The organism is Sphingopyxis sp. MC1, assembly GCF_000371385.1.
In the GTDB taxonomy this organism is placed as follows: Bacteria; Pseudomonadota; Alphaproteobacteria; order Sphingomonadales; family Sphingomonadaceae; genus Sphingopyxis; species Sphingopyxis terrae.
On record NZ_AOUN01000002.1, the window covers coordinates 552979 to 576612 of the forward strand.

At 67.1% G+C, this 23634-nt stretch carries 17 protein-coding genes; 6 read left to right on the forward strand and 11 right to left on the reverse strand.

Annotation, left to right across the window (positions count from 1 at the left end):
- Positions 1–25 precede the first annotated feature (25 nt).
- From addA to ahcY, 8 genes are all read right to left on the reverse strand, one after another.
- A complete protein-coding gene (addA, locus tag EBMC1_RS03205) occupies positions 26–3493 on the reverse strand; it encodes a double-strand break repair helicase AddA (protein WP_003040461.1) in 3468 nt (1155 codons plus the stop codon).
- The gene (gene addB, locus EBMC1_RS03210; RefSeq protein ID WP_003040464.1) at positions 3490–6459 is read right to left on the reverse strand and encodes a double-strand break repair protein AddB; all 2970 of its coding nucleotides are present in this window, start codon (positions 6457–6459) and stop codon (positions 3490–3492) included. The genes addA and addB overlap by 4 nt, the downstream gene beginning before the upstream one ends.
- 96 nt (positions 6460–6555) lie before the next feature.
- On the reverse strand, positions 6556–7275 hold the full coding sequence (locus EBMC1_RS03215) for a nucleotidyltransferase family protein (RefSeq protein ID WP_003040466.1): 720 nt from the start codon (positions 7273–7275) through the stop codon (positions 6556–6558).
- A 4-nt stretch (positions 7276–7279) separates the two neighbouring features.
- The gene (locus tag EBMC1_RS03220) at positions 7280–8272 is read right to left on the reverse strand and encodes an aminoglycoside phosphotransferase family protein (protein ID WP_003040468.1); all 993 of its coding nucleotides are present in this window, start codon (positions 8270–8272) and stop codon (positions 7280–7282) included.
- Complete coding sequence (tsaE, locus tag EBMC1_RS03225) at positions 8257–8706, reverse strand: tRNA (adenosine(37)-N6)-threonylcarbamoyltransferase complex ATPase subunit type 1 TsaE (protein ID WP_003040470.1); 450 nt, start codon at positions 8704–8706, stop codon at positions 8257–8259. The genes EBMC1_RS03220 and tsaE overlap by 16 nt, the downstream gene beginning before the upstream one ends.
- Positions 8703–11051, reverse strand: coding sequence for a PAS-domain containing protein (locus EBMC1_RS03230; protein WP_442852379.1), 2349 nt, complete (start codon positions 11049–11051; stop codon positions 8703–8705). The genes tsaE and EBMC1_RS03230 overlap by 4 nt, the downstream gene beginning before the upstream one ends.
- Positions 11052–11239: 188 nt before the next feature.
- Positions 11240–14317 carry a TonB-dependent receptor domain-containing protein gene (locus EBMC1_RS03235; RefSeq protein WP_003040475.1) on the reverse strand — a complete coding sequence of 1026 codons (3078 nt, stop codon included), beginning with the start codon at positions 14315–14317 and terminating at the stop codon, positions 11240–11242.
- Between the two features lie 158 nt (positions 14318–14475).
- Positions 14476–15912, reverse strand: coding sequence for an adenosylhomocysteinase (ahcY, locus tag EBMC1_RS03240; protein WP_442852380.1), 1437 nt, complete (start codon positions 15910–15912; stop codon positions 14476–14478).
- A 432-nt stretch (positions 15913–16344) separates the two neighbouring features.
- On the opposite strand from ahcY, the gene EBMC1_RS03245 reads away from it, so the two are divergent.
- Positions 16345–16740 carry a hypothetical protein gene (locus EBMC1_RS03245; RefSeq protein WP_003040480.1) on the forward strand — a complete coding sequence of 132 codons (396 nt, stop codon included), beginning with the start codon at positions 16345–16347 and terminating at the stop codon, positions 16738–16740.
- Positions 16741–16765: 25 nt separating this feature from the next.
- On the opposite strand, the gene EBMC1_RS03250 is transcribed toward EBMC1_RS03245, so the two are convergent.
- Positions 16766–17380, reverse strand: a complete 615-nt coding sequence (locus EBMC1_RS03250; RefSeq protein WP_003040483.1) for a YqgE/AlgH family protein — start codon at positions 17378–17380, stop codon at positions 16766–16768.
- A 114-nt stretch (positions 17381–17494) separates the two neighbouring features.
- Between EBMC1_RS03250 and EBMC1_RS03255 the strand changes: the two genes are divergently transcribed.
- The 3 genes from EBMC1_RS03255 (at position 17495) to EBMC1_RS03265 (ending at position 20317) form a co-directional block, all read left to right on the forward strand.
- Positions 17495–17977 carry a peroxiredoxin gene (locus tag EBMC1_RS03255; RefSeq protein ID WP_003040485.1) on the forward strand — a complete coding sequence of 161 codons (483 nt, stop codon included), beginning with the start codon at positions 17495–17497 and terminating at the stop codon, positions 17975–17977.
- 85 nt (positions 17978–18062) lie between these two features.
- Positions 18063–19547, forward strand: a complete 1485-nt coding sequence (locus tag EBMC1_RS03260; RefSeq protein WP_003040488.1) for an AMP nucleosidase — start codon at positions 18063–18065, stop codon at positions 19545–19547.
- Complete coding sequence (locus EBMC1_RS03265; RefSeq protein ID WP_003040490.1) at positions 19544–20317, forward strand: SDR family NAD(P)-dependent oxidoreductase; 774 nt, start codon at positions 19544–19546, stop codon at positions 20315–20317. Before EBMC1_RS03260 ends, EBMC1_RS03265 begins: the two co-directional genes overlap by 4 nt.
- A gap of 6 nt (positions 20318–20323) precedes the next feature.
- Here EBMC1_RS03265 and EBMC1_RS03270 read toward each other — a convergent pair whose 3' ends face one another.
- On the reverse strand, positions 20324–20812 hold the full coding sequence (locus EBMC1_RS03270) for an SRPBCC family protein (protein ID WP_231292853.1): 489 nt from the start codon (positions 20810–20812) through the stop codon (positions 20324–20326).
- A gap of 42 nt (positions 20813–20854) precedes the next feature.
- Here EBMC1_RS03270 and EBMC1_RS03275 point away from each other — a divergent pair, with 42 nt between their 5' ends.
- On the forward strand, positions 20855–21181 hold the full coding sequence (locus EBMC1_RS03275; RefSeq protein ID WP_003040494.1) for an ArsR/SmtB family transcription factor: 327 nt from the start codon (positions 20855–20857) through the stop codon (positions 21179–21181).
- 46 nt (positions 21182–21227) lie between these two features.
- Here the strand turns inward: EBMC1_RS03275 and EBMC1_RS03280 are convergent, their stop codons facing one another.
- The gene (locus tag EBMC1_RS03280) at positions 21228–22334 is read right to left on the reverse strand and encodes a fatty acid desaturase family protein (RefSeq protein ID WP_003040497.1); all 1107 of its coding nucleotides are present in this window, start codon (positions 22332–22334) and stop codon (positions 21228–21230) included.
- Positions 22335–22452: 118 nt separating this feature from the next.
- Here EBMC1_RS03280 and EBMC1_RS03285 point away from each other — a divergent pair, with 118 nt between their 5' ends.
- The gene (locus tag EBMC1_RS03285; RefSeq protein WP_003040500.1) at positions 22453–23622 is read left to right on the forward strand and encodes a hypothetical protein; all 1170 of its coding nucleotides are present in this window, start codon (positions 22453–22455) and stop codon (positions 23620–23622) included.
- Positions 23623–23634: the final 12 nt, after the last annotated feature.

The following is a 23634-nucleotide window of genomic DNA, read 5'->3' on the forward strand; positions in this document are numbered from 1 at the left end:
ATTCTGAAAAATCGTTGATGCCAAGCTAGGACGTCGGGGCGTCCGGCTCAAGGGGCGGCGGCGGCAAATTCGCCTTGGCGGCAAGCAAGCCGGGCTTGTGCGGTGCCAGCACCGCATCGTCGAGCGCGATCAGGCGCGGTCCCGCCGTATAGAGCAGCGCCGTTTCGACGCGCCGGCCCGGAAAGATGACCGCCAGCGCATCGCGATAGGCCGCCATCTGGCGCAGATAGGCGGGCGCGACATCGGACGCGCTCCCGGGTATCCGCCGCCCGGTTTTGTAATCGATCACCGTCACCGCGTCGTCGGTCACGCGCAGCCGGTCGACGATCCCCGCCACGACCATGCCGTCGACCACCGCCGAGAGCGGTACTTCGGCCAGGCTGTCGGGGCCGAAAAGCGCGGCGTGCGCCGGATCATCAAGGATGGCGAGCACCTCGTCCGCCATCGCCATACGCGCCGCATCGTCGAGCATCGGTGCCTGCGCCGCGAGCCAGCGCAGCGCCGCCGCGCGCCGCCTATCGGTCGCGACCGGCGGCAGGCGTTCGAACAGCGCGTGGAGCAGCAGGCCGCGCGTTACCGCCGCGACGCGCGCCGAACCCTGCGGCGGCACCGCGACATCATCTTCGCCCAGCGCCGAGGGCGCGAGCGGGCGCGGCGGGCGCGCCTCCTCGGGCGCCGGGGTGTGGGTCCAGGCGGGCAGCGCGAGCGGCGGCGGCGCGGCGCGCACAGCCGCATCCCTGCGCGCCCATTTGCCATCATTGACGCGGTGGACACGGCGGCGGCCCCACAGCGGCCCCGCATCCTCCCAATCGCAACCAAGCCCCTCCAGCGCCACCGCGGCCGCGCTGTGCCAGCTCGTCTCGGGCACCGACAGGTCGGGCTTTTTGGTAACGCCCGCGACGATCAGCATCTCTTCGGCGCGGGTCATCGCGACGTAGAACAGCCGCCAATGCTCCTGCGCCGCGGCATCGGCCGCGTCCTGATAGGCCTGCGCCAGCGCACCCTGCCGCTCGTCGGCGGGCATCGCGAAGACGGGCAGCTTTTCCCAAGCGGCGACATCGACGGTGAAGGGACGATGACCGATCGCGGCATCGTCGGTCGCATCGGCGAGAATGACGATCGGCGCCTGCAAGCCCTTCGATCCGTGGACCGTCATCACGCGCACGACGTCGCTGCGCGCTTCGGTCTGGCGCTTGATATCGGCGCTGCTGCCCGCGATCCGGGTCAGAAAGCCGAGCAGCGACACGGTTTCGCGCGCCTCGAACGCCAGCGCTTGGCTCAGCAGTTCGTCGATCGGGTCGCGCGCCTCGCGCCCCAGCCGCGCGTACAGCTTGCGCCGCCCGTCGATCGGCCCTGAGAGGATCGTTTCGAGAAAGCGGAAAGGGGTCGTGAAATCGGCCATGCCGAGCAGCGCGCGCAGCGCCGCCATCGTCGCGGGCGGCATCGCGTCTTCGTGCGCGCGCAGATGTTCCCAGATGGCGGCGCGACCGCGCTTTGCGGTGCGCGCGTAGAGGTCATCCTGCGTCCAGCCGAGCAGCGGCGAGACGAGCAGTGCGGCAAGGTTGAGATCGTCGAGCGGCTGCACCGCGAAGCGCATCGCGGCGATCAGATCCTGCACCGCGAGCGGCTGGGTCAGCGCGAAGCGGTCGACGCCCGCGACGGGGACGTGCAGCGCCTGAAGCCGCGCGACGATCCGCGCCGCCAGATCGCGGCGTCGGCGGACGAGGATCATGATATCGCCCGGCGCCACGGGACGCCCGTCCTTGCCGTTCGCGATCCAGTCCTGCACCTCGCCCGCGATCGCCTTGGCCAACCGCATCGAGGCGGGATCGGAAGCGGGGGCGCTGCCGTCCCCCTCGTCTCCGCCGTCCTCCGCGGCTGCGGCATCGATCGCCTTGCCGACGGGCAGCGGCGCCCAGAGTTCGACCTGGCCGGCTTGGGCGCTTCGAAACGGGCGGTGGGGCGGCTCTTCGCCGTCGAGCCCCATCGCTATCGTCCCGCCGTCGCCGAGCCAGCGGTCGACGACGTCGAGCACCGCGGGCGTCGAGCGATAGTTGGAAACCAGATCGACCTGGCGGAAGGGCTGGCCGCCCATCTCGCCCAGCGCGTGGAACATGTCGCGCGCGGTCGCGAACGCCTTGGGCTCGGTGCCCTGAAAGCCGAAGATCGCCTGTTTGCGGTCGCCGACGGTAAACAGCGTCCGCAACCGGTCGTCCTTTGCGCTGACGCCCGCGAAAAATTCCTCGGCAAGCGACAGGACAATGCCCCACTGGCGCATGTTCGTATCCTGCGCCTCATCGACGAGGATATGGTCGGTGCGCTGATCGAGCTTGAAGCGCACCCATTCGCCGAAGCTGCTGACTCGTAGCAGCGTCCCGGCGAGCGTGATGAGATCGTCGAAGTCGGCAAGACCCGCGTCGCGCTTGGCGAGCGCATAGGCCTCGGCGAAGCGCGCGCCAAGCTTCCACCCCGCCGCGAGATCGTCGGCGACGCGCATCGCGGTGGCGGTCGCGCACAGCCGCCCGGCGGCATCGACGATGCGCACCGCGCTGTCGGCACAATCGGTCATCCGGCCCTTGTCGCCCGCAAAATCGGCGCGCAGCTCGCCCTTGCCGGTCAGGAAACAGCCGAGCAGTTCATCGAGCATCGCGGCGCGCGCCGAGGCCTCGGCGATGAGCCAGCCGACCATCTTGTCCGAACAAGCCTCCCCGGTCTTGGTTCCCCACGCCGCCCCGCTGGTCGCGACCGCCTTAATGTCGGCGTCGGAAATCGCCCCGCCCGCAATCTCGCCCGCAAGCCATGCATCGGGATCGCCGCCCGGCAGGTCGAACGCGGCGCGCAGATCATGCGCCGCGGGCGGCAGCGCCGCGCGCGGGCCACCGAAGACGGCGGCGCAGCTCGACAGGAAGGCAAGCGCCGATTCCTGCCCCAGCCGCCGCGACAGCATCGCCGCAACCGCCCGCAGCGCCTCGCGGTCGGGATCATGCTCGAGCAGATCGCCGAGTATCTGCCGCTTGAGCGCCGCTGCTTCATCCTCCTCGATAGCGCGAAAGCCGGGGAGCAGCTTTGCCTCGATCGGAAAGCTGGCGAGCAAGGTCTGGCAGAAGCTGTGGATCGTCTGGACGCGGATCGCGCCGCCGGGGCTGTCGATCACTGTCGCAAACAGCGACCGCGCGCGCGTCATCAGCCCCGGCCGCTCCCAGTCGAGCCCCAGCGCGTGGAGATCGAGCCGCAGATCGCCGTCGCTCATCCGCACCCAGGTCGCGAGCCGTTCGTGGATGCGGTGCGCCATTTCGGCAGCGCCCGCCTTGGTGAAGGTGATGCACAGGATCGCCTGCGGCGAAACGCCGTCCAGCATCAGCCGCAGCACGCGCGCCGACAGCACCTGCGTCTTGCCGGTCCCCGCCGATGCGCCGAGCCAGACATGGCTTTCGGGATCGGCGGCGGCGCCCTGCCGCGGGTCGAGGGTGGCGAGGCCAGCGCTCTTGCTCACAGCCCGTCCTCACCGCGTCCGAACCATTCGTCGCGGCGCATGAGTTGGTCATAATCGCCATAGCCGCCGCCCTCGCCGGGCACGAAGGGCGCGTCGCCGAGCAGATAGTCGTGCGCCAGCCGGGTCAGCGTGTCGGCAGCATGGTCGATCGCCGCCTCTGCGGTCTTGAGCGTGCTGCGCGGGCCATAGCTGTTCGAAATCCGCCCCGCACCGTCGGCGCGGCGATCAGGACGCAAGCTCCAATATTCGAGCGCCACGACGGGGGCGGCATCGATACCCTCCATCGCCCCTTCGCGCGCAAGCAGGCCGAGCAGCCCGAGCTGATTGTCGAGCCCGTCGGCGGCGGCCTGCGCGCTCGGCGCGCCGCCCGATTTATAATCGATGATGGCAAGGCCATCGGGGCCGCGGTCGATGCGGTCGGCCTTGCCATGCAGCGTAATGCCGTCGTCGGTCCGTTCGCCCCGCGCTTCGACTGCGACGGGCTTGCGGTCGGCCTCCCAAACCTGCGCCGCAGCCCAGCGCAGCGCGGGTTCGATACGCGGCAGCCAGAAGGCGCGCGCAAGCCCGTCGAGCGCCGGATCGGCGGCGAGCGCGGCCAGTTCCGCTTCGAAAGCCTCGCGCGTCGCGCCGCCGCGCACCCAATCTTCGAACAATTTATGCACCCGCGTACCGCGCCAGCGCGGATCGGGCGCGGCACTCAACGGATCGAGCGCCGAGAGGCCGAGCATGCGGTCGGCGTAAAAGGCGAAGGGATCGCGTGCGAGCTTGTCGACGCCGGTGACGCTGATCCGGCGCGGACGGTCGGCGGCGGGCGGCTGCGGCGCCGGACGACCGGCGGGCTGCGCACCGCCTGGCGGCAGGTCGATTTCGGCGGCGAGGCGCGTGAGTGGCACGCCCCCCGGCGCGGGTTCGGGAAGCTCGCCCGCGAGCGCTGCGAGCCGCAGCCAGAAGCGCGAGGCGACGGCGGGATCGCCGCCGCTGCGCTGCGCGCGCGTGACGACGATTCTCCCGGCTCCGAGCGCGCCCGCGAAATCATGCGCCGCCATCCCCTGCTGCCGTTCGGGCGCGGCAAGACCGAGCAGACGGCGGATGCCGGGCGCGAGCCACGGGTCGGGTTGCGTCGCGGCGGGCCAGCGCCCTTCGTCGAGCCCGCCGAGAATCATCAGGTCGGCGCGCTGCAACCGCGCCTCGAGCAAGCCCCAGACGAACAGGCGCGGATGCCCGCCATAGGGCGGACGCACGCTCGCCTGCCCGAGCAATTGCCCGAGCATCGCGGGAAAATCGGCGGGATCGACCAGCGCCGGCCCGGCGCCGCGCGCCAGCGCCCACTGATCGAACAATTCGGCGAGCATCCGGCCCGCCGGCCCCGCCCACACCGCGTCGCCCGCCAGCCATTCGGCTGCGCGCTGCAACGCCGCGAGCAGGTCGGCGGGCGGCACCGGCCCGGCCGCGAAGGGCGCGAGCGCTGCACCGAGCTCGGTCGAAACACGCGTCCACCATGGTGCCATCTGCACGGCGACGGAATGACCGCGCGCCTTGGGATCGGCAGCGCGCGCCGCAATGCGCGCGCTCACCCCGTCCCATCCCGGAAGCAGTCCGGGCTCGCGCAACGTCAGGTCGAGCCGCCGCACCTCGTCGAGCCACATGGTGCGCTCGCCTCCCGCGCGCACGAGCGGATGGCCGAGCAGCGCCACCAGCGCGACCGGATCGAATACAGCAGCCAAGTCGGCAAGCAGCAGCAACAGCGCGCCCGGCGCGGTGCGCGACAGCGGTTGGCCGGCGCTGTCATCGACGCTGATGCCCCAGCGCGTCAGCGCGGCGGCGACGCGCTCGGCGAGCGCGCGGTCGGGGGTGACGAGGGCAGCGGTGCGCCCCGGCGTCTCGATCGCCTCGCGCATCAGCAGGGCGATTCCCTGCGCCTCCTGCCCGTCGTCGGCAAAAACAGCGCCCGACAGGCCGGCAACCGCCGCCGACAGATCGCCCGCCGCCTGCCACTGGGTGCTGTAGTCCGCGGGCGCGAAGAGCAGCGAGGCGAAGGGCGTCCGCGCCTCTGGCCCATCATATGGCGAGGCGGCGTCCCATGGCAGCACCTCATCGCGAGCGACGCCCATGCGATCGAGCAGCAGCTTCAGATGATATTGCGGATGCGTTTCGAGCGGGCGCCGGTCGTCATCCGCATCGGGCCGCGTCGGGCCGAGCGCATCCCATTCATCCGCCGCCATCACCTGATCGAGCCCGGGCAGCACGACCATGCCGCGCGTCATATCGGCCACGGTGCGGAGCAACCGCGCGATGGCAGGAGCAGCGGTGGTAACGCCCGCCGCGACGACGAAGCGCGCTGGCGGCGCCGCGCGCCACCCCGCGGCGACGCGATCGAGCAGCAAGTTGCGGCGCGCCGCGCGGTCGATCGCGCCGGTCCTGGCAAGCGCGGCCGGCCATTCATCGACCAGCAGCCGCAGCCGCGCCAGCGACGCCCGCCAATGGTCGGCAAAGGCGCCGAGATCGAGATCGACGAGCGCCGAAACCGACACCTCTTCATAATGAAGCTGGTCGATCACGCGGCCCAGCCCATCGGCAAGCTGGAACGCCGCCGCGCCTGTGATTGCCGGTTCGCCCGGCGGCGTGTGCCGCTCGATCAGCTCGGCGAGCAACAGGCGCCGGTGCAGCGGATCGATGGCAGGCGGCAGCGGATCGTCTTCGATCGCATCAAGCGCCAGCGCGACCGATTCATCGAGATCGGCGTCGCCGATCACCGCCAGCCGCGGCATGAGAAGCCCCTGCCCGCCCGCGCGGACGAACGCCGCCTGCACCGCGCTGCGTGCACGATTGCTCGGCAGCAGGATCAGCCCCTGCGCCAGCCCCAGCGCGCCGTCGTCGAAGCGCGCGATCACCCCGGCGGCGAGCGCGTCGGCGAAGGCCCGATGAATCGGGATGGAATAGATGGTGGGTTGGCCGGTCACAGCCATCAGGATTCCTTCGTCATCCCGGCGAAGGCCGGGATCTCTCCCTATCGCCATGACGCACCGGCGAGATCCTGGCCTTCGCCGGGATGACGATCCGTGTCAAACTTCGCTCAGCGCCGCTTCGGTCGGTGCAATGCTGGCGGGGGTTCCGACGTCGAACCATTGCCCCATATGCGACAGACCATAAAGCCGCCCCGCCGCGATCGCGCGGTCCCACAACAGGTTCGTCGAAAAGGGTCCATCAGGCGCGCCAACGAGCAAGCGCGGCGAAATGAGCTGGATGCCGGTATAGACGAAGGGTGCGACCCGGCCCGGCTTGCGCCGCGACAGCTTGCCGCTCGGGTCCATGTGAAAATCGCCCTTGCCGCCGTGTCCCGTCGCGCTCGCCTGACGGATGACGAGGAGCAGCGCATCCATCCGATCGCCGTCCCAGTGGCGCGCCAGATTGCGGATGCTGTCCTGCGGCCCGTCGGTCCAGATATTGTCGCTGTTGACGATCAGGATCGGGTCGCCCTTGAGCAGCGGCAGCGCCTTGACCATGCCGCCACCGGTTTCGAGCAGTTCGCCGCGTTCGTCCGACACCGCCAGGGTGAAGGATCGCTTCTGCTTCGCGAGATGCGCCTCGAGCGCGTCGGCGAGATAATGGACGTTGACGACGACATGGCTGATCCCCGCCGCCTCGATCCGGTCGAGGCTATGGTCGATCAGCGGCTTGCCGGCCACGCGCACGAGCGGCTTGGGCCGCGTCGCGGTGAGCGGGCGCATCCGCTTGCCGATCCCCGCCGCCATCACCATCGCGCTTTCGATCGTCGCGGTCATGCCGTCACTCGCTCCACGCCGCCGCGCGCTTGGCGGCGGGCACATTGTCGTCGAACCATTTTTTCACCGGCGCGAGCGCCGGGTGCGCGAGGTCGCGTTCGAGAAGACCCCACATGCGCGGCTGGAACTGGCGGTATCCGGGCTTGCCGTCGCGTTTCCACAAACGCACGAAAACGCCCAGGATGCGCGTGTTGCGCTGCGCCGCGAGCGCCCAATAGGCGGCACGGAAAGCCGCGCCCTGTTCCGTCGCGGCGACATAGCGATCGAGCATTGCGGCCTCGACCGCCGGGGTCACGTCGCGGCGCGCATCCTCGAGCACCGAGGCGAGGTCATAGGCGGGATGGCCGACCAGCGCGTCCTGAAAATCGAGCAGACCGAAATATTCAATGCCGCTGCGTCCATCGACGAGCATGATATTTTCGGCATGAAAGTCGCGCAGCACCGTGACGCGCGGCAGGCCGTCCTGTTCGACGGGCGCCAGCGCCGTTTGCCACGCCGCGCGAAATCCGTCGCGATCGACGGCAAGGTCCAGCGCGGGGCAGTACCAGTCGGTGAACAGCATCACTTCGTCGAGCCATTGTTCGATGCCGTGGACGGGCAGCCCCGGCATCGCGGGGCGCGCGTGCAGATGGACGAGCAGGTCGGTGACCCCGGCGTAGAATTCGACCTCCGCCGCGGGGCGCGCGTCGAGCGTTTCGCGCAGCCGCACATCGCCGAAATCCTCGATCAGCAGCAGGCCCTGCGCCAGATCGCGGGCGAGGATCGCGGGCGCGCTCATCCCCTGTTCGCACAGCCATTCGGCGACGGCGATGAAGGGGCGCGGGTCTTCGTGCGGCGGCGGCGCATCCATCAGCACCGCCTGCCGCCCTTCCCCGACGACGCGGAAATAGCGGCGGAACGAGGCATCGCCCGCGAGCGGCAGAATGCGGGCATCGCCCCAGCCATGCGCGGCAAGAAAGGCGGGCGCATGGTCGGGCGGAATCATCGGAGCGGCCATCGCGCTTCCCAAGCGGGCGGCACTTCCGCTGTCAAGACGCGCGTATCGCCCCCGCCCGAAATCGTCAGCGCCAGCGCGTCGCCCCATGCCTGCGCCCCCAATCGATCGGGCCATTCGATCAGCAGCGCGCCGTCGTAGAGATAGTCGTCGAGGCCGAGTTCGATCAGTTCATCCTCTCCGTCGATACGATAAAGATCGACATGCGCGATCGGCAGATCGACTTCGGGCGGGGCGTAGGGCTGGACGATCGCGAAGGTCGGGCTCGGCGCCTCGCCCGCCAGACCGCGCGCCTTGAGCATCGCACGCGCCAGCGTCGTCTTGCCCGCGCCGAGGTCGCCCGACAACAGCACGACATCGCCGGGTCTCAGCGCGGCGCCGATGGCGGCACCGATGCGATCGGCGTCTTCGAGATCATAGGCGCAGCTGAAGCTCATCCGCGCGGCAGGGTGACGCGGACCAGCGTTCCCTGGCCCTTTTCGCTGAGCACCTCCATCGTGCCGCCGTGCGCGGCAACGAGCTGGCGCGCGAGCGCGAGGCCGATGCCGCCGGTCTGCGTACCCGCCTGCTGCCCCTTCGTCACCGCGGCGACCGCATCGGGCATGCCGGGACCGTTGTCCGATACGACGATCTCCACTCCGCGCGCGTCGCCGTCGGCGTGGAGCAGCACGCGCCCGCCGCTGCGCTTGGCCGGGGCGGTAAAGCGGATCGCATTGTCGAGCAGCCCGCCCACGACCCGCGACAGGCGCGGCGCATCGCCTTCGATACTGCCAAGATTGTCGGACAGATTGTCGACGAGTTCGATCTTTTCGGTCTCGGCGAACGGGGCCGCGTCGGCGAGCGCCTTGCCGAGCAGCGCGCGGACGTCGACCGGCGCGCGTTCGACCGCCAGCGTCCCCGCCTCGCCCTGCGCGAGGTCGAGCACATTGTCGATCTGGCGGCCGAGCACCGCCACCGAATCCATGATCGCATCGACATAGGAGCGCGCGGCAGGCGGAAGCTCGCCCGCATAGCCGGCCTGCAGCATCTCGCCGAAGCCGCCGATCGACGTCAGCGGCGTGCGCAGTTCGTAACTCATCCGCGACAGGAAAGCGGTCTTGACCTTGTCCGCCGCCTCGAGCGCCTCGTTGCGTTCGCGCAGCGCGCCCTCCATCTTCCGGCTGGCGGTGATGTCGAGCATGATGAGCAGCGCATTGCCGTCGGGCAGCGGGATCGAAGCGAAATCGAAATGGCGTCCGTCCTTGAACCGGATTTCGCCCGCGCGCTGCGTCCGCTCGAGCGTCGCGGCGCGGATCACTTCCTGAACGATGCTGATCTGGTTGGGCTTGGCGAGCCGGTCGGCGAGGCCGTTCATCAGCACATCGACGCGCGGATGCGCCGCAAGGGTCGATTCATCGACGCCCCACAAGCGGCGGAAACGCTGGTTCCACAGGTGCAGGCGGCCATCGGGAGCGAAGACCGCGATCGCCTCGAACAGATTGTCGAAGGTCGCGGTGCGCACGCGCAGCAACGTGTCGCGCGTCGAGGCGAGTTGCACCTGCTCGGTGCGATCCTCGGCTATCAGCAGCAGGCCGCCGTCGGGGGTCGGTTGGGCGACGACGTGCAGATGGGTACCGTCGCGCAGGCGCCATTCCTCCTCGCTCGCGTGCGGCAGCGCGAACCAGTCGACATGCGCCTGCCGCCATTCGGGATAGTCGCGCACTTCGGGGGTCCGGCCGCCCTCGCGCCATGCATCGAGCAACCGCGCGAGCGCCCGGCCTTCGGACACATCCTCGGCCGTCACGTCGAACAGCCGGCGAAAGGGCTGGTTCGCAAAGACGAGGCCATGATCGGGGCCGAACTGCGCCACCGCCGCCGACAGCCGGTCGAGCAATTCGCGTTGGGTATCGACAAAGCGGCGGTGCGCGCCGCGCTCGCTCTCCAGCTCCTGAATATCGATCGCATAGCCCGCGATGCCGATGACGCGGCCGCCCTCGGGCGCCAGCGGCACGTCGACGACCCGCATGATGCGGCGTTCGCCCTCGATCGTTACCGGGACGGTGCGCATATGCGCCGCGCCCGCGGCACGCGCCGCTTCGGCCGCGTCGGTCGCGCTGACCCCGGCGATTGGCTCGCACAATTCGGTGCCATCCTCGATCACCCGCGCCGCGCTCTTCGCCTCGACCGCCCGGACATAGGCGGTGTTGACGAGCGCGAGGCGAAGATCGGGTTCGCGGAACCACATCGGAAACGGCGCCGCCTCGATCAAGCCCGACAGCGCCTCGAACGCCGCCATCGCCTCGTCGCGTTCGATCCGCGCCTTGGCGAGCGATTGCTGGCCATCGGTCGCATCGCTGAGCCACAGCAGGACGCTGCCCGGTCCGCCGACCGACTGCGGCGCCGCCACGCCTTGACAGACGATCGTACGGTTGCTGCCCTGCGGACGCAGGCTGAGCGTGAAGGGTTTGGCACCGCGCTGGGCGCCGAGGATCGCCTGGCGCAGCGCTTCGTGCGCCTGCGCGTCGAGCCCGGTGCCGAGTCCGCGAAGCTCGTCGAAACTGCGCGGCCCGGCATCGAGCCCGAGCCAGCGGCCGAGCCGCTCGCTCGCCTCGATGCGCCAGTCGCCGCGCACCACGACGGGCAGATAGGGAGACGCTTCGAGCAGGCTGGCGAGGCGTTCGGTCTGCCCGGCGACGAACGCCGAGCGCCGCTGCATGGCAACCCCGCGCCCGACCGCCCACAGCCCGGCAACCAGCCAGAGCGCGGCGAACAGGCCGAGCGCGAAGAGCAAGCCCGCGCTCATCGGCACGGGCATCGCGCCGATCGAAGCGAGAGGACGACAGGGACGCCGGATATCATCCGTCTGCCCCTATCGACTGCGCAGCCTCTATTCAATCGTCCGCCGCACGGGCGCGGCGGGACAGGACGCCGGAAGGCCTCGTCCGGTCGAATATCCCCGGCACTCCGCACCGATTGCGCGCGCCCACGCGGTCAGAATTTTGCCGTGGCGGATGCGCGGAAATAGCGTCCCAAAATGCCCGAATAATAGGTGATCGTGCCATTGGCCGCCGGCGCCGGGAACGGCGGCTTCGCGTCGAAGACATTGTCGACGATCAGGCGCAGCGCAAACTGCTTCGATACGTCGACGCCGATCGAGGCGTTGAACAGCCACCACGAGCCGACACCGCTATATTCCAGCGCGTTGGGCGCCGCGTCGGCGTTCCACACGCTCTTGCCATAATATTGCGTTTGCCAGAGCAGATTTACCGGACCGCGATCGACCGTGACATTCGCGGTGAACGAATGTTTGGGATTGCCGATTTCGCCGCGCGCGGTGTCGATATCACCCGTTCCGACGCGCGTTTCGAGCTTGTCGAGATAGAAGTAATTGAGCGACAGGCCGAGCGCCGTGTCCGCCGCGACCTCGCGCCGATAGGCGACTTCGGCGGTCAGGCCGCGGAAGTCCATCGACGCCGCATTGGCATAGCCGGTGCGCACGAAAGCGACCTGCCCGCCCGGATCGCGGTCGATCTGGCCGCAAACCGCCGCCGGATAGGCGACCGCGTCATAACAAGCGTCGAGCGTCTGGCCGGCACCGAGCAACACGATCGCATCGCGCAGCCGGATATCGACCCAGTCGGCGGTGATCGTCAGACCGGGTACGAAGCGCGGGCGAAGGATCGCGCCGACGGTCCAGCTGTCGGCGCGCTCGTTCCTGAGCGCAGCATTGCCCGACACCGAGATCGGCGCCGTGAACCCGACGATGTTCGACGTAAAGCCATCGGGGTTCGCGATCCCCGCTGCGATGCAGTTCGCACGCCGCTGCGCCGGGTTCGGTCCCGAATTGACGAAGCGGCGATCGCACGGATCATTGGCCGTCGCAAAAGCCAGCGACGTCGGGCTGAAGCTTTCGGTGATCGCTGGCGCGCGCACCGAGCGGGTAAAATTGCCGCGGATCGTCACATCGGCGACCGGCGACAATCGTCCACCCGCGGTCCACGTCCAGTCGCCCCCCGCCGCCGAATGATCGATATAGCGCGCCGCGCCGTCGAGTTCGAACGCATGGACAAAACCGTCCATGTCCGGCGAAATGACCGGAATCTTGAGCTCGCCGGAAAATTCATTCGTCGTGAAGCTGCCCCGAACGGGATCGATCGGGATGCTGCGGCCGAACGGCATCCGGAATCCGCCCCCGACATCCTCGCCATAATAATAGGCGCCGGGGTCGAACGCGGTCTTCTCATGCCGATGCTCATAGCCGAGCGAGGCGATGACATCGCCGCCGGGCAGCCGGAACAGCGGCCCATTGACCGACGCGCTGAGCACGAACTGCGAATTGGTCGCGGTCGGGTCGGCGATCGTCGTCACATAATCGAGCGCGGACTGGCTGAAGCGGCCGACGCCGAACAGGTCGAGCGGCGCGCAGGTCGCGCTGAGCGTCGCGATGTTCGCGTTGATGTATCCGGGGCGGCAGATGATATTGCCGTTGGCGGCACCGCCGCCAAACACACCCTCGTCGACGGCATCGACCGCGTTGAGGAAATTCTGCTGCACCAGCACGCGTTCGCGCCCGCGCGTTTCGGAATGGCCGTAATTGGCCGAGACCTCCCATTTGTAGATCCGGTCGCCGACGCCGAATTCGCCGTCGAACCCGGTGACGAAGCGATAGAGTTCGACCGTCGTGTCGGAACGGCCGGTCGTCAGGTCGGTATTGGCGCGTGCCATCAGAAAGCTGTCGGGAGCCGTCGTGAAATCGGGATTGCCGTCGCCGTCGGCATCAATCGGAATCCCGCCGAGCAGACCATAGGCGGCCAGATTGTCACGGATCGTCGCGCGGTCGGCGTCGTTCAGATAGGGATTGTCGAGGCTGAGCACCAGATTGCCGTTGGGCGACGTTCCCGGCCCCGCCAGCGCCGTATTATACACCGGCTGCGCTGCGACATTGGTCCCCTTGCTGTGCGCATACCAACCCTCGCCGAACCAGCGGACCGTGTCGCTCAGCTCGAAACTGCCGAGCGCGGTCGCGAGATAGCGGTCATTGTTCGTCGCGAGGTTGCCATAATCCTTTGTCGCAAAGCCATTGCCGCCCGAGCTTTCGAACAGGCTGCCCGTGCGCGTCCCGAAGTCGAGCGGGACGAGCCGGCCGGCGTCGTTGAACGTCAGGACATTGCCCGACGCATCGAAAATCCCGCCGAATTCGGGAATGCTGTCGAAGGCGAGCGGCACGCCGCTGTTGGTGAAGACATTCAGCCGCTGGTCGTAATAAAGCTGCTGCTGAAAGGGAGATGCCGGATCGGCGGCAGTCGTAAAAAAGGGGCCGGCGGCGCTCGTCAGAAAGCGGTCGCCCGTGGTGAGGCCGCGCGCGCGATTCCATTCGCCGCTCAGCGTGATATGGCCCCGCCCGTCCGCAAAACCGGCGCCCCAGATGCCGCTGATGCGATAATCCGGCGCGTCGCCGCGCTGCGACACGCCCGCCTGGCCTTTTATTTCAAGCCCGTCGAAATCCCGCTTGAGGATGATGTTGACCGTGCCCGCGATCGCATCGGAGCCATAGATGGGCGCGCCGCCAACCGCGACCGTTTCGATGCGATCGACCAGCGTTTCGGGGATGACGTTGAGATCGACTTGACTGCCCGGCCCCACCGGCCCGAATACCGAAGCGGTATTGGACGACACGAAGCGCCGGCCGTTCACCAGCGTCAGCGTGCGCTGGCTACCCAGCGAAAAGAAATCGACGAAGGTCTGCCCCGAACCGAACGGCCCCTCCTGCGCACCGACATTGCTGTTGCCGGGAACGCCGAAGGCGGCAATTTCCGACAGCGCTTGCGCGACATTGGTATAGCCGCGCCGGTCGATCTGGTCGGCGGTGGTGACCAGCGTCGGCTGGATCGTGTCCGCATCGGTGCGCGCGATGCGCGACCCGGTGACGATGATCTGTGTACCGCTGTCGGCGTCCGCCGACGCATCGGGCGCAACATCCTGCGCCGCAGCCGGCGCAGCCGCCGCCAGAATAGCCAGCGCGGACAGGCCGCCATAAAGCCCTGCTCGCATCGCGCGCACGGTAACCATTCCGGGAACTCCCTCGTTTAAGCGATGCCCCCCGGCCGCACCAAAATATGAATCGAGCGAGCGGTGCCCCGAACCCCCAAAAGAAAAGGGCCACGCTCCCATCCGGTTTCCGGACGGCAGCGCGACCCTACAGTCTGTTTATGAAAAATTAGTAACGATCAGTAACGATAATGATCGGGCTTGAACGGTCCTTCGACCGGCACGCCGATATAATCGGCCTGCTTCTGCGTCAGCGTCGACAGCTTCACCCCCAGCTTTTCGAGGTGCAGCGCCGCGACCTTTTCGTCGAGATGCTTGGGCAGGACATAGACGTCGTTCTTGTAATCGTCGGCCTTGGTAAACAGCTCGATCTGCGCGAGCGTCTGGTTGGTGAAGCTCGACGACATCACGAACGACGGGTGCCCGGTCGCACAGCCGAGGTTCACGAGGCGGCCCTTCGCCAGCACGATGATCTGCTTGCCATCGGGGAATTCGACGAGGTCGGTGCCCGGCTTCACTTCGGTCCACTTGTAATTGGCGAGCCCCGCGATCTGGATTTCGCTGTCGAAGTGGCCGATGTTGCAGACGATCGCCATCGGCTTCATCGCCGCCATATGGTCGGCGGTGATGACGTCGGCGTTGCCGGTCGCGGTGCAGAAGATGTCGGCGCGAGCGACCGCTTCGTCCATCGTGACAACTTCATAGCCTTCCATCGCCGCCTGCAGCGCGCAGATCGGGTCGATTTCGGTAACCAGCACGCGCGCGCCGCCGTTGCGGAGCGAGGCGGCCGAGCCCTTGCCGACGTCGCCGAAGCCCGCGACGCACGCAACCTTGCCGGCCAGCATGACGTCGGTCGCGCGGCGGATCGCATCGACCAGGCTTTCCTTGCAGCCATAAAGATTGTCGAACTTCGACTTGGTGACGCTGTCGTTCACGTTGATCGCCGGGAAGGGCAGCTTGCCTTCCTTGGCCAGCTGGTAAAGGCGGTGGACGCCGGTCGTCGTTTCTTCCGACACGCCCTTGATCGCGCGCACGCTCTTGGTGAGATAGCCCGGCTTGGCGGCAAGGAAGTCCTTGAGCGCACGGACGAATTCGACTTCTTCGGCGTTGGTCGGCTCGAACAGCGGTTCGCCCGCTTCGACGCGCGCCCCCCACAGCGCGAACATCGTGGCGTCGCCGCCGTCGTCGAGGATCATGTTCGCGGTCTGATCGTCGCCCCAGTCGAAGATCCGGCCGACATAGTCCCAATATTCGGCGAGGCTCTCGCCCTTCACCGCAAAGACGGGCGTGCCGCCAGCGGCGATCGCGGCGGCGGCATGATCCTGGGTCGAAAAGATGTTGCAGGTCGCCCAGCGCACCTCGGCGCCCAGCGCGGTCAGCGTTTCGATCAGCACCGCGGTCTGGATCGTCATGTGCAGCGATCCAGTGATGCGCGCGCCCTTCAGCGGCTGCGCCGCACCATATTCGGCGCGCAGCGCCATCAGGCCGGGCATTTCGGTTTCGGCGATCGCGATTTCCTTGCGGCCGAAGTCGGCGAGGCCGATGTCGGCAATCACATAGTCGGCGGCGCCGTCCTTGGTCTTCGCCGCCGCGATTGCGGCATTGGCGGCGGTAATGGTGGCATTGGCTGCGGTGGTGGCCACGGGGGAGTCTCCATATTGGCGAGTACGGCCGCAGGCGAGCGGCCCCGAATTGTCGAGCAATTATGTTGCGCGCCCTAACCGAAAGCGCGTCGCCATTCAAATATAAACTTTTCTTTATATCTGCAAGGCGCGGGTCGCAGTCGGACGCGGCGCAGGCACGATTCGTCCGCCGCCAATCGCGAGGCAGCGCAAAATAAATTTCGGGCGCGCGCCAATGTTACAACGCGCGGGGCGCAATTGTGACACAGCCTTGCAATGGCCAACTTCCTAAGAAATTTGCCTTATAATACGCCTTGCGATTAGCATAATCCGTCTATGTGACAGCAATGTTACATAGCCCGCGATTCATTGACTTTTATCCCCACAAACGAGAAAATAGGTCAAAATTTTCGGGGAGATACCTAGATGAAAAAAATTCTGCTCAGCCTGGCTGCCCTGGCCGTCGCGTCGCCGGCGATGGCTCAGTCGATCGTCGTCACGGGCACCGAGGACAGCGCCTCGACGCCGCTGTCGGTTGCCTTTGAAGAATTACAGGCGGGCGAAAACAAGGCGGCAGTGGCCAAGCTGACCGACGGCCGGGTCGATGCCCGCGATCCGTCGCGCCTGATCAATCTGGGCACCGCCTATGCCCGGCTTGGCCGCACCGCCGACGCCGCGACCGCCTATCGGTCGGCGATCGACAGCCCGATCCGCTACGACCTCGAGCTTGCGAACGGGGATTTCATGGATTCGCGCTGGGCCGCACGCACCGCGCTCGCGCGGCTTGACCAAGGGCGCCCGCTCCTCGCCCTCGCGCACTGACGCAGCCGATCGACGGGCGGCGATCCTACGCTTCGCCGCCCTCGACCGTCAGCAGGCGCGCATCGATGCCGGCTTCGGCAAAGGCTGCCTGCCACCGCTGCGCCGGCGGCGTGTCGAACAGCAGCGCGTCGCTGCCGGGCGTCAGATGCCAGGCATGGCGCACCATTTCCTCTTCGAGTTGTCCCGGTGACCATCCGGCATAGCCGAGCGCGACGAGCCATTGCGACGGCCCGCGCCCCTCACCGATGGCGCGCAATATGTCGTGCGAGCTCGATATCATCCAGCGCCCCGACACCTGCACCGCGCCCTCGCCCGACCAGTCGCGGCTGTGGAGCACGAAACCGCGCGACGGTTCGACCGGTCCGCCCAGAAAGACCGGCTGATCGAGCGGTGCGTCGTGCGCGATGTCGAGCTGATCGAGCACGGCGCCGACGGTCATGCCGTCGATCGGGTCGTCGATGCCGATCCCCATCGCACCCTCTTCGTCGTGGCTGATCATCGCGATGACAGAGTGATCGAAACGCGGATCGCCGATGCCGGGCAGCGCGAGCAGCAATTGGCCGGTGAACCAGGTCGGCGCCTTTTCCATCGCCCCATCATGGACTGCCGGGCGCGCAGGGTCCAGCGTCTTTGCGGCCATATCGACGAACGGCGGGGTCCATTGTGCAATGTGAACGCTCCGCCGCTTGACTCGCGGCGGCGCACACCCAATGTCTCGCCCGCACAAAACCCCCCTCAACGAAAGGATGCCAGCATGACCATCACTACCGGAGACTCGCTGCCCGACACCAAGCTGGTGAAGGTCACCGAAGGCGGCCCCGAACAGGTTTCGGCCGCCGATTATTTCAAGGGCCGCAAGGTCGCGCTCTTTTCGGTTCCGGGCGCTTTCACGCCGACCTGTTCGGCCAAGCACCTGCCCGGCTTCGTCGAAAAGGCAGCCGAGCTCAAGGCCAAGGGCATCGACGAAATCGTCTGCACCGCGGTCAATGACGCCTTCGTCATGGGCGCCTGGGCGAAGAATGCCGGCGCGACCGACAGCGTGACGATGCTCGCCGACGGCAATGGCGATTTCGCCGAAGCGGTCGGGCTGACCATGGACGGCAAGGCATTCGGCATGGGCAAGCGCGGCCAGCGTTTCTCGATGGTCGTCAACGATGGCGTCGTCGAGCAGCTCAATGTCGAAGCACCGGGCGAATTCAAGGTGTCGAGCGCCGACCATATGCTTGAACAGCTCTGAGCGGTTTGCGGATTGAAATGAGGGGCGGCGCGGCGCTGCGTCGCCCCCCTTTCCTTTTGTCATATTTTCGTGCAACAGCGTCGCGATGACATCAGAATCATCGAACGAAAATATCGCCGACCCCACCACCCTTGTCGAAGGGGTCATCGCCGAACTTCAGTCGCGTTTCCGCACGTCGGTCGGCAATCTCAAGTCCGCCATCGCCGCCTTCGTCCGTGACGGCACCTTGCCGCCCGCCGATGCCGCCGCGACCGGCCTGTTCGACTATCCGGCGTTGCGCCTCGTCACCAATGGCGAGTTTCGCGAAGGCCAGGGCGGCCACAACCTCGCCTTCGGTCATTTCGAGCGGGCGGGCGAGTTTGTCACGACGGTAACGCGCCCCGATCTGTTCGAGGCTTATCTGCGCGAACAGCTGACCCTGCTCGTCCGCCATTATGAGGTGACGCTGGAGGTGACGCGCACCGGGCAGCAGATCCCCTTCCCCTATGTCCTCGACGCCAGCGACGGGTCGGACATGGGCCGCGTCACTCCGCTCGAACTCGCGCGCCACTTTCCCACCACCGAGCTCGCCGATATCGGCGACGAGCTGGCCGACGGCCTGTTCGGCTTCGACCCCGCGGCGGCGCAGCCACTCGCGCTGTTCGACGCGTTGCGCACCGATTTCAGCCTCGCGCGCCTGCGCCACTATACCGGCACCGCGCCCGAGCATTTCCAGCGCTATATTCTGTTCACCAACTATCACCGCTATGTCGACGAATTCGTCGCCTGGGCGGGGGCGCAGGTCGGCAAGGGACGCTACACCGCGCTCGCCGGTGCGGGCGGTCTCTATGTCGACGAGCCGGATATCAATGCCAGCGCGCTCGCGAGCGACAGCGCATGGCGACGGCACCAGATGCCCGCATATCACCTGATTGCCGAGGGCGGCAGCGGCATCACGCTCGTCAACATTGGCGTCGGCCCCTCGAACGCCAAGACGATCTGCGATCACCTCGCGGTGCTGCGGCCCGAGGCATGGATGATGATCGGCCACTGCGGCGGGCTGCGCCCCAGCCAGCGGATCGGCGATTATGTGCTCGCCCACGCCTATCTGCGCGACGACCATATTCTCGACAGCGTGCTGCCGCCCGAAATTCCGATCCCGCCGATAGCCGAAGTCCAGCAGGCGCTGGCGAGCGCCGCCGAGGCGGTGTCGGGAACCAGCGGTGCCGACCTCAAGAAACGGATGCGTACCGGCACCGTCGTCACCACCGACGACCGCAACTGGGAATTGCGCTTCACCGATTCCGCGCTGCGCTTCTCGCAGTCGCGCGCGATCGGCATCGACATGGAGTCAGCGACCATCGCGGCGCAGGGCTACCGCTTCCGTGTGCCTTACGGCACCTTGCTGTGCGTGTCCGACAAGCCGCTCCACGGCGAACTCAAGCTGCCGGGACAGGCCAACCGTTTCTATGAAGAAGCAATCGCGGCGCATCTCCAGATCGGCATCCGCACGTGCGAATTGATGCACGACGAGGGCGCCAAGCTGCACAGCCGCAAACTGCGCGCGTTCAACGAGCCGCCGTTCCGGTGACGCCGGCAGCCGCCCTTTCGCGCTCCGTCGCGGGCCGCGTCGCAATCGTCACCGGCGCCGCGAGCGGCATGGGGCGGGCGACCGCGCTGTTGCTGGCGCGCGAGGGCGCGAAGGTCGCGGTCACCGACCTTGACCCTGCCGCATGCGAGGCGGTTGCCGCGGAAGCCGGCGACGGCGCGCGCGCCTTCGCGCTCGACGTATCGGACGGCGAGGCGATCAAGCGCGTCGTCGCCGACATCGCGGCGTATTTTGGCGGTATCGACATCCTGATCAACAATGCCGGCGTGTCGAGCTTCTGCCCGCTCGATGCGGGCGACGATTATGATGCGATCTGGCACCGCGCGATCGCGGTGATGCTGACCGCGCACCAGCGGATGGTGCGCGCGGCGCTGCCGTGGCTGCGGCAAAGCGACGCGCCGCGCATCGTCAACATTGCCTCGACCGAGGGACTGGGCGCGACGCCCGGCGACACGCCCTATGTCGCGGCCAAGACGGGCGTGACCGGGCTGACGCGCGGTCTGGCGGTCGATCTGGGCAAGGATGGGATCACCGTCAACTGCATCTGTCCCGGCCCGATCCGCACCGCGATGACCGACAAGGTACCCGACGCGGACAAGGCGATCTTCGCACGGCGCCGCACCGCGCTGCGCCGCTATGGCGAGCCCGAGGAGGTCGCGCATGTGACGCTGAGCCTCGTCCTGCCCGCGGCGAGCTATATCACCGGCGCGGTGATCCCCGTCGATGGCGGGCTGATGGCGCGCAACGCATAGACGGCATCAGACATAGAAATCGGCGCGCAGGTTTATGCCGCGTTCGACCCAGAGTTTGAGCGCGCAGAGCATCTGCGTCCAGCCGTGACAATTGCCGTAGCTGCCGTCGAGCGCCGCCTGCGTTTCGCGCCAGCCGCCCTCGGCGATCTCGACCAGCGTGCGGCCGTCATCGAGCGGCTTGAAGGTCATCGTCACGCGGGTACGGTAAGCGGCGTCCGCCATCGTGCCGCCCTCTACCCCCGGCGCCTGGCCTTCATAGGCCGCCCATTCCAGAACGATCTTCTCATCCTGCACCACCTCGATCACATGGACCGGAAAGGCGCCGGGATAATCGTGGAAATCCCACGTCACCACCGCGCCGGTCTCGAGCCGGCCCTGTGCGCCGCCGGTGGTGAAATAGTGCGACAGTTGCGCGGGATCGGCAACCGCCTCGAACACATCATGCACCGGTTTGGCGATGCGCGCCGCGACCCTGAATTTCAGTTCCATCGTCATTCTCCGCTTGAGTCGCACTTAATTATGTTATAAATTTATAACATGTCAATCCACGACGATTTCGACCGCATCTTCAAGGCGCTCGCGCATGGCGTTCGGCGGCAGATTCTGGACGATCTGAAGGATCAGCCGCTGACGACGGGGGCGCTGTGCGACCATTTCGTCGATCTCGACCGATGCACGGTGATGCAGCATCTGAAGGTGCTGGAGGAGGCAGGGCTGGTCATCGCCGAACGTCGCGGCCGCGAACGCTGGAACCATCTGAACGCGATGCCGATTCAGGACATCCACGACCGCTGGATCGGCCCGCATGCCGCAGCGGCCGCCGCGCAGCTTGCGCGGTTCAAGCAGGCTGTCGAAACGCAGTAGAAGCGGTCGCCGCCGGCCCTCTTTCGAGCGCCGACGCGGCCGAATGTCAGCCGACTGTTCCCTTGGCCGAACCCGCGACAAGATTCATCACCAGCTTCGGCAGGCTGCGGTAATTGGCGGCATGATATTGCGAATCGCCGGGCAGCGCTGCTTGCAGGCGGCGGTGCGCCTCTGGCAACGCGTGATAGGGAACGCCGGGCAGCAGATGATGCAGCGCGTGATAGCGCAACCCCACCGGCGCCCACAGCTCGGGGAGCAGGCCCGGCGGCGGGACGTTGACGCTGTCGAGGAACTGCGCGGTTACGGTCAGCACCGCGCCGTCATTTTCCCACAGATGCGCAACGAGCGTGCGGATCTGGTTGAGCACGAGGCTGGCCGCCGCAATCGCGCCGAAAATCAGCAGCGCGCGCAGCGGCACCCAGCCGAACACGCCCGCCGCAATCAGCAGCGTCGACCAGGCCCAGGCGCCGCCTTCCTGCCACGCCCACTGGCGGCGGAAATCGCCTTCGGGCGGGCGGCGACGAAACATCGGGTTGATGATCATCCCCGAATAGCGCTCCATCACCACGCGGCGAAGGGGTGGGATGACGAACGACAGCGGGGTCAGCACCGCAAAGCGAAAGAGCAGCGCCAGCGGCGCAAAGGCGGCCGCGACGACGAACAGCGGCACCGTCCACGGCTTCATCAGCGCCAGCGGCAGATATTCGGGATCTTCTACCGTGCCATATTTGGTGCGGTTGTGGTGGAGGCTGTGGATGCCTTCGTAAAGGAAGGAAGGGATAAGCAGCGGGATACCGACGAGCAGGTTCCACACGAGCCGGAAACCGGGGAGCGCATTTTTGCGGATATGCGTCAGTTCATGGATGAAGCTGCCCGCGCGGTAGAGCGCGACGACGGCGATGAGCGCTGCGGCGAGCATCCATGCGGTCGATGGTGCCAGGATCGCCGCCGCGACACCGGCATAGCCGATAAACGCCGAACCGAGGAAATCCACCCAATAGATGCGCGCGTTCGGATTGACGAGATCGCGCGTCAGTTCCGAGGCCGCGCGGATCATCGCCATATCGTCGGCAATCGCCGATTTGGGCGTCTGGGTGGCCGGGGCCGCGGGGGGAGTCGCGATCCGTTCGGCAGCGGGATTGGTCGTCATCATGCCGGCGTCTTCACCATGATTTCGTGGCAGCATGATGGCCGAATACGGGTCGCCAGCGCCACAGCTATGCCCTAATGCGTCGCCACAAATATAGGCACCGTCATTCAGGAAACCAGCCATGGCCGCACATTCGCAAGGTCCCGTCTCCATCCATCCCGTCAAGGACAAGGCGGACAAGCGCGAATTCGTCGAACTGGCCTTTCGGCTCAACCGCGGCGATCCCGCCTGGGTGCCGCCGCTGAAAAACGAAGCGTTCGACCTGTTGACGCCAGGCAAGAACCCCTGGTTCGAACATGGCAAGGCGCAGCTGTTCCTCGCACGCCGCGACGGCCGCACGGTGGGACGCATTTCGGCGCATGTCGACTTCCTCGCGCTCGAACAGCCGGCGAGCCAGGGCATGGGTCCGGGGACGGGCAATTGGGGGCTGCTGGAGGCCGAGGATGCCGAGGTCGCGCACGCATTGATCGTCAGCGCCGAAGACTGGCTGCGCGGCCAGGGAATGAACCGCGCGCTCGGCCCGCTGTCGATTTCGATCTGGGACGAACCCGGGCTGCTGGTCGAAGGCTTCGACACGCCGCCGACGATCATGCTCGGCCACAACAGCCCGCTCTATCAGGGGTGGATCGAGGCCGAGGGCTATCGCCCGGTCAAGAAGCTGTTCAACTATGCGGTCGATATCGTCGACGGCTTTCCGCCGCTGGTAAACCGCATCGTCGCGGCGGGCGAGAAGAACGAGCGCATCCGCATCCGCCGCGTCGACAAGCGCAAGTTCGATGCCGAGGCGCAGCTGATCATGGGCATTTTGAACGACGCCTGGTCGGACAATTGGGGGTTCGTCCCGCTGACCGACAGCGAGATCGCCTATGTCGGCAAGAAGCTGAAGGACATTGTTTTCGAGGATCTGATCCGCGTCGCCGAAGTCGATGGCGAGGCGGTCGCGTTCATGATCGTGCTGCCCGATCTCAACGAACTCTTGATCGGGATGGACGGATCGTTGTTCCCCTTCAACTGGGCGCGCCTGCTTTGGTGGCTGCGCAAGCCCAAGAGCAAGCGGCTGCGCGTGCCCCTTATGGGCGTGGTCAAGAAATTGCAGAACAGCCGCATGGCGAGCACCCTCGCCTTCATGATGATCGAATATATCCGCCGCGACGGCGTCGCCAAATATGGCGCCGAGCAGGGCGATATCGGCTGGGTGCTCGACGACAATCAGGGGATGAACGCGGTCGCCGACGCCATCAACGCGACGGTCAACCGCGTGTATCAGCTTTACGACAAGCCGCTGTCCTGACGCGGCGGGCCG